The 13843-nt window shown below is 47.2% G+C and carries 11 protein-coding genes; 3 read left to right on the top strand and 8 right to left on the bottom strand.

Annotated features, from left to right (window positions below):
* The first annotated feature begins 66 nt into the window (after window positions 1-66).
* Complete coding sequence (locus HNR77_RS09470; protein ID WP_111269539.1) at window positions 67-870, top strand: NAD kinase; 804 nt, start codon at window positions 67-69, stop codon at window positions 868-870.
* 66 nt (window positions 871-936) lie between these two features.
* Here the strand turns inward: HNR77_RS09470 and HNR77_RS09475 are convergent, their stop codons facing one another.
* Together HNR77_RS09475 and lipA are read right to left on the bottom strand one after the other, a co-directional pair.
* On the bottom strand, window positions 937-1329 hold the full coding sequence (locus tag HNR77_RS09475; RefSeq protein WP_260410438.1) for a YutD family protein: 393 nt from the start codon (window positions 1327-1329) through the stop codon (window positions 937-939).
* Between the two features lie 14 nt (window positions 1330-1343).
* Entirely contained in the window at window positions 1344-2243 is a 900-nt protein-coding gene (gene lipA / locus HNR77_RS09480) for a lipoyl synthase (protein ID WP_111269540.1), read from the bottom strand.
* 201 nt (window positions 2244-2444) lie between these two features.
* Here lipA and HNR77_RS09485 point away from each other — a divergent pair, with 201 nt between their 5' ends.
* Window positions 2445-3518: a M23 family metallopeptidase gene (locus HNR77_RS09485; RefSeq protein WP_184182913.1), complete on the top strand. Its 1074-nt coding sequence runs from the start codon at window positions 2445-2447 to the stop codon at window positions 3516-3518.
* 110 nt (window positions 3519-3628) lie between these two features.
* Here HNR77_RS09485 and yunB read toward each other — a convergent pair whose 3' ends face one another.
* From yunB to zwf, 3 genes are all read right to left on the bottom strand, one after another.
* Window positions 3629-4567 carry a sporulation protein YunB gene (yunB, locus tag HNR77_RS09490; RefSeq protein WP_184182916.1) on the bottom strand — a complete coding sequence of 313 codons (939 nt, stop codon included), beginning with the start codon at window positions 4565-4567 and terminating at the stop codon, window positions 3629-3631.
* Window positions 4568-4884: 317 nt separating this feature from the next.
* A complete protein-coding gene (gene gnd, locus HNR77_RS09495; protein WP_111269543.1) occupies window positions 4885-5778 on the bottom strand; it encodes a phosphogluconate dehydrogenase (NAD(+)-dependent, decarboxylating) in 894 nt (297 codons plus the stop codon).
* A 385-nt stretch (window positions 5779-6163) separates the two neighbouring features.
* Window positions 6164-7618 carry a glucose-6-phosphate dehydrogenase gene (gene zwf / locus HNR77_RS09500; protein ID WP_184182919.1) on the bottom strand — a complete coding sequence of 485 codons (1455 nt, stop codon included), beginning with the start codon at window positions 7616-7618 and terminating at the stop codon, window positions 6164-6166.
* A gap of 438 nt (window positions 7619-8056) precedes the next feature.
* Between zwf and HNR77_RS09505 the strand changes: the two genes are divergently transcribed.
* Complete coding sequence (locus HNR77_RS09505; RefSeq protein ID WP_184182922.1) at window positions 8057-8377, top strand: winged helix-turn-helix transcriptional regulator; 321 nt, start codon at window positions 8057-8059, stop codon at window positions 8375-8377.
* A 421-nt stretch (window positions 8378-8798) separates the two neighbouring features.
* Here HNR77_RS09505 and HNR77_RS09510 read toward each other — a convergent pair whose 3' ends face one another.
* The 3 genes from HNR77_RS09510 to HNR77_RS09520 all read right to left on the bottom strand — a co-directional run bounded on the left by HNR77_RS09510 (window position 8799) and on the right by HNR77_RS09520 (window position 12966).
* Window positions 8799-10076, bottom strand: a complete 1278-nt coding sequence (locus HNR77_RS09510; RefSeq protein WP_260410439.1) for a Tle-like phospholipase domain-containing protein — start codon at window positions 10074-10076, stop codon at window positions 8799-8801.
* Window positions 10077-10090: 14 nt separating this feature from the next.
* On the bottom strand, window positions 10091-10372 hold the full coding sequence (locus HNR77_RS09515; RefSeq protein ID WP_184182928.1) for a hypothetical protein: 282 nt from the start codon (window positions 10370-10372) through the stop codon (window positions 10091-10093).
* A gap of 176 nt (window positions 10373-10548) precedes the next feature.
* Window positions 10549-12966, bottom strand: a complete 2418-nt coding sequence (locus HNR77_RS09520; protein WP_260410440.1) for a DUF5704 domain-containing protein — start codon at window positions 12964-12966, stop codon at window positions 10549-10551.
* Between the last annotated feature and the right edge of the window lie 877 nt (window positions 12967-13843).

The following is a 13843-nucleotide window of genomic DNA, read 5'->3' on the forward strand; positions in this document are numbered from 1 at the left end:
AACGTTGTGTTCTGGCGCGGAATTGATTATCATCGGTAGTATAATGACCACAAAGGAGCTTTCATCTTGAGATACTATGTTCAAGACCGCGGAGACCAGTTATCAATTGATCTCAGTCAGCAGTTTCATGCGCTGGCGAAGGAAGAAGGGTTCAAACTGGATGCAGAATCGCCGGAGATTGTCATCTCCATCGGAGGCGATGGTACGATGCTTCAGGCTTTTCACAATTTCATCGACCGCATTCCGGACATTGCTTTTGTTGGGGTTCATACAGGCCATCTCGGCTTCTATGCCGACTGGAAGAAGGAAGAATTAAGGGAATTGGTGCGATTAATGAGCGGTAAAGGTGATCCTGACCTCCTCAAGCCACGTATTGTGCAGTACCCTCTATTGGAGCTGGAGATTCGTAAAAAGTCAGGCAACGCCTCTTACATCGCACTGAATGAATTTACGTTAAAAGGGGTTGACGGTACGGTCGTGGCTCAGGTGGACATCAACGACGTTACATTTGAGATGTTTCGGGGCGATGGCATCTGCGTATCTACACCATCGGGCAGTACAGCTTACAACAAAGCGCTTGGCGGCGCCATGGTGCATCCAACGATTGATGCGATCCAGATTGCGGAAATTGCCTCGATCAACAACCGTGTGTATCGAACACTAGGTTCACCCGTCATTTTGCCCAAGCATCATCATTGCGACATTTTCTCACGTAAAGATCAGCGTCTGCTGCTAACGATTGATCATGTCAATGTGATGGTTGAGGATCTGATCTCGGTACGATGTCAGGTGTCACAGCAGAAGGTCAGCTTTGCGCGGTTTCGCCCGTATCCGTTCTGGAACCGGGTTCGGACAGCCTTCCTGGATTAATGCAGCCGAATCATGCTTGACAGAGATTATCATTGGATAGAAAAAGCATTAAAAAAGCGGTCCTTCTCAGGAACCGCTTTTTGCTTTGGCTTGAGGCTGCTCTTTGCACTTTTGAAGCACAAAGTAGGCACAGCCAAAGTTACAGTATTCGTTAATGTAATCCACCATATAAGAGATCGTTGAATCTTTGGTTGCTTTGGGATGATTGTCCCGATAAAACCCCTTGAGTCTCAGCTGGCTGTAACCCCAATCGCCAATAATATAGTCATACCGCTCCAGCACTTCACTGTACCGGTCACGAAACACTTCAGGATTCCAGCCCTCTTTGTGGTTCTGAACAATTTCATAATTTTTGCTGCCGACCTGCACAATGACAGGGGCTTTAGGTTTTTCCTGAACGGTTTCCTGCACAGTCTCCTGCGTCTGCTGCTGGTCTTCCCTATTTTTATCCTGTTCCAATCCGGACTCCTCCATCATGCGTGTGTTGCCGCCTGTTCCGCATGCTGATTCGCTGATTTCACCTGCTCATGTGCATGGTAAGAACTGCGAACCATCGGACCGGATTCCACGTGACTGAATCCACGCTTCAGCCCTTCCTGCTTCAATGCTGCGAATTCTTCAGGCGGGTAGTACTTTTCTACAAACAGATGTTTCTCGGATGGCTGCAAGTATTGACCAATCGTCATAATATCACAGTTCACCGCGCGAAGATCATCCATCGTTGCCAAAATTTCATTATATTCCTCACCGACACCGAGCATAATGCTTGATTTCGTCGGGATGTTAGGCTGCATCTCTTTCGCACGAGCAAGCAGTTCCAGAGAACGTTTATACTTTGCTTTGGCACGCACTTTATCTGACAACCGCTCAACCGTTTCAATGTTATGGTTCAGAATATCCGGCTTGGCATCCATAACGATCTGCAGTGAATCCCGATCTCCCATGAAATCCGGGATAAGCACCTCTACACTGCACAACGGCAAGCGTCTGCGCACAGCCTTAACCGTCTCTGCAAAGATGGAAGCCCCTCCGTCCTTCAAGTCGTCCCGGGCTACACTTGTAATAACACAATGCTGCAGGTTCATCTGCTCAGCTGCTTCCGCGACACGCTCCGGCTCCTGCAAATCAAGCTCTGTAGGCAAACCGGTATTGACTGCGCAGAATCGGCATGCTCTTGTACAAATATCCCCTAAAATCATAAAAGTAGCTGTTCGATTCGCCCAGCATTCATAAATATTCGGGCACCGTGCTTCCTCACATACGGTATGCAATGTTTTGGAACGCATCATGTTTTTAATTTCCTGATAGTTGTCTCCAGTTGTCAATTTAATCCGAATCCAGTCCGGTTTCGGTTCTTTCACACGTTTAGCCAATGCATAAACCTTCTTTCTACCTGAAGTTAGGCTGTTGCTCGGAACATATTATACCATGAAAGGCTTGGAAAAACCCCCATTTGTCACATCTTGTGCTTTCAAGCTGACATGGATAAAATCAGGGCTTTTGAAGAACGCTAGGGTATAGCTTGATTTATCGGGCACATGTGCATCATCTTAACGGAAAGGGGCTGCTTCCCTGTGCAACAGTACTGCATATTTCGCAACACCTATGGCTTTTGCTTGAAAACGATACTCGCAGGCGCGCTGCTTCTCCCATTCCTGCCTGCTGATGTTCACGGTAAATCTGTGCAGCAAACGGCGCCTGCTGCACAAGCTACCGAGCCTAAACCTGCTGATATCTTCGCCGCAAGGCGCCATCTGTATGAAAGTATCGGGCAGATGACACAAATTCCATGGTACAGACTCGCCGCTATTGATCAATATGAGCGAACCATCACACGTGCCCACCCGAAGGATCGCAAGCATCCCGAACGGTTAACCGGCATTTTTATGACTGCTCCGGCATGGAGAGGATGGCTGAACCCGGATGAAACGGACCAGCATCCGGCCTCCATTCTTTTTTTCAACGGAAACGGTCGGGATGGCTCTGGAGACGGGGTTGCAGACCCTAACAATGATCTGGATGTGTTGTACAGCATGGCCTCGATCATACAGCAGTACGGCAGCAAGCAGGAGGATTTCGCCATTGGTCTGTGGGAGTATTACCATAACTCCAGGGCAGTTCAACGGATACAGCAATTTGCGAAATTATATGAGCATTTTGACAAGCTCGATTTGTTTGGACACGCCTTCCCGGTGCCTTTGGGCACCAACTATTCGTACCGCAGCACCTGGGGAACCAAGCGCAGCTGGGGCGGCTACCGCATCCATGAAGGAACCGATATCTTCGCTCCTCACGGTCTGCCCGTTCGCAGCACCTGTTATGGGATGGTGGAGATCAAAGGCTGGAATCCGTTTGGAGGATGGCGTATAGGTATCCGGGATCTGAATAATCATTATCACTATTACGCTCATCTGAGCGGCTTTGATAAAGGGGTCAAGATCGGTGATGTCGTTACTCCAGGTCAGGTTGTAGGCTGGGTAGGCAGCTCTGGCTACGGCAAACCGGGAACGCAAGGCAAATTCCCTCCACATCTTCATTATGGCATATATCGGGACAGCGGCTTGCATGAATGGTCCTTCGATCCCTATCCGCTGCTCAGACACTGGGAGCAGGATGAACGCCGTCAGAAAAATAAAAAAAGCAAATAGATTTCCCGGAACACAAACAAAATCTTCAGTAAGCAAAAAGAATTTTCGGTACGAAAACCTGATGCAAAAAGGGCCTTCGCATGATGCGAGAGGCCTTCTTTGCCGTTCACTTATGGATGCCCGCTCTGACCAGAGGAATTGCCGTTCAGATCAGGCGGGTCCAGTTCAAGCTCCAGCCCGTTCGACTGCGCACCACTGCCCGGTGCCTGCTGCGGAGTCTGAGGCTGTTCCTGAAGTGGTCCAGATGTTCCACCGGCGCTGTTCCCGCCATTTGCACCTGTACCATTCTCCGTCCCCGTATGACCACTGCCACCGCTGGATACCCCTGATTGACCTGACGGGAGCGCGATTGCTGGAGCATTGCTGCCGTTGCTGCCAACCGGCTTGCCCTGATTATCGTAATAATACATCGGTACATCACCAACCACGAGCAGATAAGAAATAGGTATTTCGGTATCCACCGTCTCCGGCTCCATGTCAAAAGGCACCACCACAGCAACTTCAGCAATAATGTGGATATATACCTCGACCAGAATCATGTTAATGCCTGCATTCTGCTGGCGGGTATTCAGATCCACCTTCACTGCACCCTGCGGTTCAATCCGAACGGGAATACTTGGGCCAAACGAGGCCAGCACAGGGCTGCCCAAAGCCTGACCTAGCGGGATTTTTTCCTTCAACATATGCACGTTCTGAAGTGTAGACTGTACCACATTCATTGTGCTTGCCGTAATTCGCATATGCTCGTTATAGTTCAGCATGAACCCCGATACTTTGCCCTTCGTATCCGTTTTCCAATCAATCAGCCCTTCTGTTGTCTTGCCTTCAGCGACCTGGGCCGTAATCGCTTTGTTAATTGCCTCTGTTGCAATCTGCTTCACCCGAATTTTGGCGAGGTGCATAATGGGAGGTTTCATCTTTTTGTCCACATATGCAAATCCCTGCATTAAACAAAACGCTGCCACGAGCAAAACAATGAACCACACCTTGCGTCTGCCGCTTGGCGGCTTGGGCCGCCGTCTTCGGCTTCGCCATCTCTTTCGCATCATTGAAGCGTCCCTCCCCTGCGGGATGAGCCATAGGCTTATATGTAATGCTTATGCAGCGTTGTCCCGAAAAAGAAGGACAGCGCCCTGCGATGCTCGGCTTGGCGATGCTGCAGGTGCGGTACAAGGCAGCCTCACGCAGGGAGGCTTACCGTGTGCACGGTTCGGCTTGCCAAGCGGGTTGGGGTATCCTGATCTTGGTTATCCGCAGGATGAACACATCAGGGTACCCCAACATAAAAAACCTTCCGCCCGCAGCAGATATGTCATCTGCACAGGCGAAAGGTTTACTTTTCACAATAGCTGAACTTAGGAATGAATTAGTTTTTCTCCACAGCATGTCCACCGAATTCGTTACGCAGTGCCGCAACAACTTTACCTGTGAACGTATCGGTTTCAAGGGAGCGGTAACGCATCAGCAGGGACAACGCGATAACCGGAGTCGCCGTTTGCAGATCAAATGCCGTTTCAACCGTCCAGCGTCCTTCGCCGGAGGAGTGCATTACACCTTTGATTTCGTCCAGGTTAGCGTCTTTGGAGAAGGCACGCTCTGTCAATTCCATCAGCCAGGAACGGATAACGGAACCGTTGTTCCATACACGCGCTACTTTTTCGAAGTCGAAGTCAAAACCGCTTTTCTCCAGCACGTCGAAGCCTTCACCGATGGAAGCCATCATGCCGTATTCAATCCCGTTGTGTACCATTTTGAGGAAGTGTCCGCTACCTGCTTTACCAGCATACAGATAACCGTTCTCTACGGAAGTATCCTTGAACGCTGGCTCAACAATAGCCCACGCTTCCGGATCTCCACCGATCATGTAACATGCCCCGTTGCGCGCACCTTCCATACCGCCTGAAGTTCCTGCATCCATGTAGTGAATGCCTTGTGGCTTCAGCTCTTCGTAACGACGGATGGACTCTTTGTAGTGGGAGTTTCCTGCTTCAATGATGATATCCCCTTTGGACAGCAGCGGACTCACTTCAGCCAGTACAGCATCTACAACGTTGTGAGGAACCATGATCCACAGCACGCGTGGAGATTCCAGGGATTCAACCATTTCTTTGTATGAGGAAACGCCTTGAGCGCCGTATTCTTTCATTTCTTTAACCGCTTCTGCATTCAGGTCAAAGGCAACCACTTCGTGTTTGTGATCAATGAGGTTTCTGCCCAGGTTCAAGCCCATTTTTCCAAGTCCGATAAGTCCGAGTTTCATAATAAAATCCTCCTGTTATGCAAATATTTAGTGTTAAGTTAAATCAGGATGCAGCACACATCCGCATTTGCACCAACCGTTCCGGTTACGGATCATTCTTTCGATCGCTGTTGTATTCCAATTTTTCGGATTTATTTGTTATATGGGAAAATTGGAATACAAAGGCGAACACTTCGTTTCTACAGAATTGATTCCGTCCCCTCCACTCCATGGATTATAGGTTCCTTTGTGCAAATCGTGATGTAACTGCGATCTATATAGAAAATGTTTGCGGCCTTTCGGCTACGAAAGTCGAAAGGGCTTATGCAAAATTGAAACGGTATAATGTTTAGTAAAAAATGATGCGTTGCTTACTGTATAACTTTTGGATTGCAATAAGCTCGCCTTACCACCAACGGAAGCCATTTTCTGCAATCAGACGGTCAGCAGATTCTGGTCCATCTGATCCTGCTTTGTACGTATCCAGTGGAATTGAACCGGCTGCAAAAGCTTCCTGAATCGGCTGTACCCACTGCCAAGCCAGCTCCACTTCATTCCAGTGTGCAAAGAACGTTGCGTCACCGCGCATCGCATCAAAGATCAGGTTTTCATACGCTTCTGGAACGTTGCGCTCCCCCGACTGGAAGGTCATATTCATCGGCTCAACCTCGCCCTTGTTCAGCGGATTCTTCACATTTAATTGCAGGGACAGGCTTTCGCCCGGGCCGATTTCAAGTGTCAGCAGGTTCGGAGCCATCGTATTTTCAGACTCATGGCCTGTTTTGAGCGGTGACTTGAATTCAATGACGATACGGGTTGATTTCTCAGCCATGCGTTTGCCTGTACGAATATAGAACGGAACCTCGCTCCAGAACGGGTCATCCAGCCACAGCCTTGCAGCCACATATGTCTCATTCTGCGATCCGGCCGGAATGCCCGGCTCGTCCAGATAACCGACTACAGAGGAGCCTTGCAGTTCTCCTGCACCATACTGAGCGCGAACGACTTCAGAGGCTACATTCTCTTTGGTTAATGGCCGCAGAGCTTCAGCAATTTTTTTCTTCTTATATTGAATTTCCTGTGGTGTACAGCGCTTCGGCAGATGCAATGCAATCATCATCAGCAGTTGAAGCATATGGTTCTGGAACATGTCGCGAAGCGCACCACTCTGGTCATAATACGCTGCGCGTTCCTCAACACCTACAGTTTCACTCGCTGTAATCTGTACATTGGCAATGTAGCGATTAGACCACAGCGCCTGAATAACCGGATTGGCATACGTCAACGTTTCAATGTTTTGCACCATCGGTTTGCCAAGGAAATGGTCGATGCGATAAATTTCTTCCTCCGCAAACGTATTGCTCAGCTTCTCATTCAGCTCACGTGCAGATTGCAAATCATGTCCAAACGGCTTCTCGATGATGAGCTTCTTCCAGCCCTTGGTGTTCCCCAGGCCGCTCTCTTGAATGTTTAATGCAATGGGTTCAAAAAACTCAGGTGCAACGGACATGTAGAACATGCGATTTTCAGGAATATCAAGCTCCTGCTCCCGCTGCTGCACCAATTGAAGAAGCCGTGTATAATCTTCAGGCTTGGTGTTGTTCAATGAGCAATAACGGAAAGCACCGATGAAATCACGTACTTGTGATGCTTCCTCCGGTTTCTGACGAGAAAATTCATGCAGTGACTTTTCCACATTCGCCTGGAAATCCGCATCTGACAGCTCGCGACGTCCCAAACCAATGACGGAGAATGCCTTAGGCATTTTCTGATCTACAAACAGATTGTATAATGCAGGGTAAATTTTGCGTTTGGCTAAATCGCCTGTTGCCCCGAACAGGACAAATGTCATTGCGTCCATTGGAGTGCCTCCTATGATCTGTGCAGTATAGTATATGATGTTGCAAAATGTTCAAATCCAAGCATGACAAAAGACGGAATAAGTGGGTACATCGCCCGCCTTGCCTCCGTTATGCACATGACCTGAATCCAACCATGGGAACATTCCTTCTCTCCACAACCTGAATCACTATTTGACTTAGGTTATAAATTGTAACCACTAATAATTAACGTTACTCATATTACACCTGTCGTCACAATTCGTCAATATTCTTGTCTAAGCTGTGAACTCCAGTTGTACCAAGGGTTACAGACTATTTAATTGAATGTTAACGCTTTATGTGGTAAGTTTAATAGCAATTGGAATGTGATATTTTATACATATACCTTGTGGACATTCAGGTTACAATAAGTATACTAATGATATTACAAGCCATACTAAACCAAAGGAGTAACCGTTATGAACGATGATAAGAATGCCAAGCAATTATGCGAAAAGGTGGAACTATCTTATCAGATCATTGGCCGGAAATGGGTAGCCCTGATTATCCATGCATTGATGGAGGAGCCCAAACGCTTCAGTGAAATTCATGCTTATATTCCTGATTTGAGCAAACGTGTATTAAATGAGCGTATGAAGGAATTAGAGGAAGAGGGACTGGTCGTAAGACATGTAATTACAGAGCGTCCCATTCGAACTGAATATATGCTGTCCCGCAAAGGAACCGAGCTAGGACGAGCTCTAAGTGCGGTGGAGCGATGGGCAGAGAAGTGGTTGTAGGGAAGCATAAAAATCCCAAATGTTCGTTCCATGTCAAGACATGATCATGAGCACTTGGGATTTATTTTTTAATTTTTTTACATATTGCACTCTAATTGAAAAACCTTTATTTAATAACTACCATCTGCATCTTTTATTCTCTGGATTGCCTCTAACATCTCCTGCTTCTGTTTTAAAAGCTGTTGCGTACGTGTGTCTAACTGATAGAAGAATACCTCTACTTTAATCCGTAATTTTGTTGCTGATTGCCCTGCAATAATTGATCCAAATCCATCGTTATGTTGTTACTCATTCTCATGTTTCCTTTCCTTTAGCTTTCATAATCTAAAACCTGGTACCTCTACTTATGTAAAGTTCGTACGCAATTCATTTAGCCTTAGTCGAATCGCCTTCAGCAGACTGATCCCCTGAATCTCTATTTCTATCCCCCATCCGCCTTAACAAACAGATCGGCTTTATTCTGAATGTAATCCACGAGATCCGAGGTATGCTCCAGATGCCATTCATCCAGCTGCTTAATGCTCATCTGCAGATCCCATACGATCGGCACTAGACGCTTGCTATGACTGCTTTCCGTATATTCGAAAAAGTTACGTTGGATCCGTTCAAACGTGCGGCTCATGTCTTGCGCCTGCTGACTCCATTTCTGTGCGACCTCTCTCAACTCTTCCGGCGTCAGTTCGATCGTTCCTGCCGAGTATCCACCGACAATGTTAACGACCGACTTTAAGCCTTTGCTCATCGTATCCCAGGCATCTCGCGCATGATCCAATATATTGTGGTCCGAAGGTTTTCGAGGTGAAAAGCTAACCTGTTCTCCTGTGATCTCGTCATACAATGTATTGCTCACATACCCGTCGTCATCGAACTTGTAATGCTCCATACCATGGTAATTTGGATCGTTCAGAGTATCATTCCATTTATTCCACAACTCGAGGCCATAACGGGTATTAAATTCATCATAGTTTTGATCGATCACAAAAGTAGAACCCACATGTCGCTCATATCCCCCCAACATGCCACTTGCAATGAAATCACCCGGATGTATAAAATTCGTAACCTGACGGTCAAATGCACCTTCTTCTGCTTTTCTTTGCATTTCAGGTGTTAGCGCGGCTATCACTGTCGGAGCACTAAAGGTGACAGCTTCTAACCCTGTATAAACTGCCGCATATTGCGCGTTACCTCCACCCAGAGAGTGCCCTGTAAGGGTGAAGCTCGCCTCCGGGTACTTCTTTTGCATTTCTTTTACGTAATCTTCTGCTTCGTAGAGTTGATTTTCAAAACGTAAACTCTTACTCAAATCTTTCTGTGTATTTCCTACCCAATCCCCGAAATCGTCTAAGCCTAGTGACTTTTCCACCTTATTTGAAATTTCTTTTTCTGCGGGAAATCTCAGATTATCCAAAGCACGACCTACCGTCTGCCAAATTTCAGGAAAACCTATTTTTAGAGCATCTGTCGTTAAATCGGGCACGCTTCGATCCCAAGTGGCAGAGCCCTCGGTTCCACGAAATGCAATTACCGCCTGTTGGGTGTCCGGGTTATAGAAGGTCACGGCGTCCATTCCAGATGAATTATGTTTTTGATCCAAGATCTTCCAGTCAGGCAAATTATTTATTCGCTCACCAACTCGATAGTCATCGTAAGCAGCATCTGACATTTCCTGATAAACTAAATCAGTAATATTTTTATTCATCATTAATCCTCCCATCACTTTTGGTTGAATGGATTCAAACCTTTACTTTCAATGAAACTCTCCAACTCAGAGCTAAAACTAAACCTTTCACTTTTCCCGGTTTCATAATTAATAGAAACTGTAAAATTTTGTTCTGGATTACCAGTAACATACCCATAAACGGTTACACGACTCATGGCCATTTTAGGTAACATTCTTCTTTCTGTAATGGTTACATCCAAATCATACGTCTCTTTCAAATACTTGATCGCTATAGATTCTGACCGATCTATAATGTCCTGATCCTCTTTATTCACTCCTGAACACCCTCCCAATAATCCAATCACTACAATAATCAAAAGAAAACTCTTGGCAATCCGTGGCATCGCCATCCCTCACTTTACTCTGTATCTTCTCAAAAACGGGAAAGATCGAAGAAAACTCATGATCCCGTTCTCTTCGATCTCATCCTGAGGTTTACTTTCTCTTATCCTTAATGCGGCACCTGAGCACTAAAATCATCTCGACTCGAGCGATCCGCGTGATAGAACACCACATCTCCATCTCGTAGCGAAAACGAGTTTCCATAGCTATCCTGCACCTGACGCTGGTACCCTTCCAGCAGCCACTGGTTCATTAGAGGGGCATGGATATATTGCAGATGCGGTGCCGCCAGGTTGCCTTCACGAATGGACTCCAGGTTAAAATTCACCACGATGTATCCGTCCTTCAGGAAAATCGGCGATTTTGCATCCAGTCCCCCATGAGTTCGCCCATACTCTGCCAGGTTGGTTCCCGCCTGAACGACAAAAGGTTCTGCTGGCAAGCTGTATTCGCCATACCATTGCTGAATCGCCGCATTCGCTCGCAGCACATCTGCACTGGCTGTAGTCGGAATGTTCGTTTTCGGCCCGATAAACGTCCGTAGCTGCTCTGGCATGAGCAGCAGACTGTATCCGCCGACAGGTGTTTTCATCTTTGTAAACTTGTCCCGGTAATAGTCCTGGTACGCTCTTTCGCTCATCATCCCCGTGTGAATCTCACCGTAGCGATGGTATTTGTACGTCGCGGTATCGCGCAGCTGCACCGCAGGTACTTGGCGCATCCGATCGTTTAATATGACAAAACGCTTCACCTGATCCTCGGCCGAGCCAATACGGATAAAGTTCCGCTGATTAGTCGAATAATACAAATCCACGGGCACACGGGTTTGGCCATCCTTGCTTACAAAATCAAAGGTCGGGGTGAGGCGAATCCCGTCTCTCGGGCCAAACATATTGCCTTTCGTTTTAAAATCAAACTTGAAGTGGTACCCCGTCTTCACCGCCACATTCTGGTATCCCTGCAGCGGATGGCTTCCCGGACGGATCGGCACGGTAAACTGCGGGAAATTGCCTCGCTTATCCCCATCAATATCCTTCGTGCCTGTCCAGTAGCTGATCCCCGTTGGGGCGATGCTGTCCTTGAAGCGGCGGAAAACGAGTTCCCAGTTATAGTCGGCGATATCGGTAATTTCAAAATCGTACAATCGCCCGATGACCTCGACGGATACTTCGTCCGATGCAACGTGGTAGTACAGGTCGGTATTCGCATCCGGCTGAGCATCGACTTTCGACTGCATACTGTAGTCAGACGGTGCATTTTCTGCAATGTTACGAAACTCGACCTGATAATCTCCCTCATCCACCCACACCGGGAGATAGAAGGTCGTGTCCAAGACGGGAACTTCAATATCAATCCACGTCTTCCGTGGATAGAACTGTGTCCGGTCCGCACTATATACATCAAACGGGAAGCGCACCTGTTTGATCCGATAATACTTCGCATAATCCCGATCTCCGTATCCCGGATACGCGCCCGCATCCAGATGCTGGCCGCTCGTCGGAATACGAACGGTAAACGGTCGTTCCAAAATGAGTGCAGATCGATTCATATTGGGCACGGTCTTCTGGTTATGCGGCTGGTCATCCGACACGAGCGAGTAATTTACCACCGGGGTATGAACCGTGACGGTATTAATGGGACTGACCGGGAATGTCTTGTCTCCGCTGCCTCCTAGCGTTGTCGGATGAAGTGCATACTGTATTTCTCCGCTGGACTCCGTACTCGCTTTGTTCAAACGCGTCTGGGGAATCAACAGCTGATCGGCATACAGCACCTGTTCTCCGGTGTTTTTATATGAACCGATCTTGGTTGGTGCCGGAATTTGCGTCGGATCGGGCCCGTTTTCGATGACGGTACTGCCATCCATGACCTTGGTGGAGGAACCTTCCCATGTAAAGTCCAGTGCATCATTTTTCACATCAGGCGGGCCTGTTTGACCCTCAGCCATCCTTTTTAAGAGCTCTGTATCATCGGGTATATCGGGCGGTTCGTACCCTTGACCCTCAACCACCTCGGGCACAAAAATAATCTCTCCCGTTTCCTTCGGCATAACGTGAATCTCCACGTCTTCATCGTTCTCCATTTCCAGCTCGGGTGGCGTGTATCCCTGCGGATACAGCGTAATGCGCTCGCCGTCTGGCAGGGCGTAATTCTCCATCTCCGCCTGATCAATAGTATATAGTTCAACATTATTGATCTTCCAATAGCTGTAATTCCGCTCAAAGCTGAACCTGTACTGGTGTGGATACTCATCCGAACCTTGAGTATCGGGTTGTGGGATCTTTGTACCGTTGGGTCCTGGCAGAGCTGGTTGTTTCACTTTCCAGGTACGGGCGTAGGTAATGTCGGCGGTACAGTCATAGGTAATTGTACCTTGCTGTTTACCGAACGTATGTTGGAACAGATAGTTCATCGCCCACGTATTGGCATACAGATGCTCCGACGTTGGAATGCCTCGCGTAGCGTCAAAATGGATACCGTTTGTAGGATCATCCGCCAGAATATGCCCTTGAGCCCCTGGATCCATAAATGCCGTTTGCGGGGAAGCGACTTCATTCGGTGGATTAATTGTAGGTCTGCAGGCTGCTTTTCCATCAGGTTCTGGGTGGGAAGGGTTTCCAGAATCTTTTCTGTACACACCTACCACATTAGTACCTCCAAGATAATTCGTGAAATTCCTTTCTGATAACTTTAGATTTCTCTCTGGATCACCCGTTTGTACAAAATTTTGTTCATTTAACTTCCGTTTAGACTGAACATACGATTTCACTAATTTATAATTCTCACCTTGAAACGAATAAGTTTTATCTAACCTGACCGTATCTACTGGCTTACCCACCGGCCAATTCTTATCGTAATCATCTAGACTGCTCTCTACTTTCGCAGAATACATCTCCGCCCCTTCACTAGTCCTATATATCTTGGTAACCGGAAAATATGCATGGACAGTGACGGGAATATCATAGTATTGTCTGAACTTACTCGGGTCTGCCCAACTTTCAGCATTCTTTATACTCTGAAGAGTCACAAAATCTGTGTCAGGTCTGGATCCATTAATAACATGAAATATAGAGCTCAACCAAATCTGTCCACCATTAGTTATCTTCTCGAGTCCAGCAGCTTCCAATGCATCATTCACTTTATCAACTGGCACTCGAAAATATGTAGTAACTGTTTTATCTCCATTATCCACTTCACGATATTGAGTTATTCTCACTACACCAAACGGCCCCCCTTGCTGGGGAGCACAATTGGTTAAGGTACATCTTGCGTTGCGAGCAATTGTAAATCCCACCGTTTTATACCGAATAGATGTGGATGCTTTTGTTGAAGTTGTACTAAACTCAATAGAACCAGAAGGGTCAAATCGAATATCATCTGCTGCATATGTCTGAGGTGTACCA

The organism is Paenibacillus sp. JGP012, from assembly GCF_014203995.1.
Taxonomy (GTDB): Bacteria; Bacillota; Bacilli; order Paenibacillales; family Paenibacillaceae; genus Paenibacillus; species Paenibacillus silvae.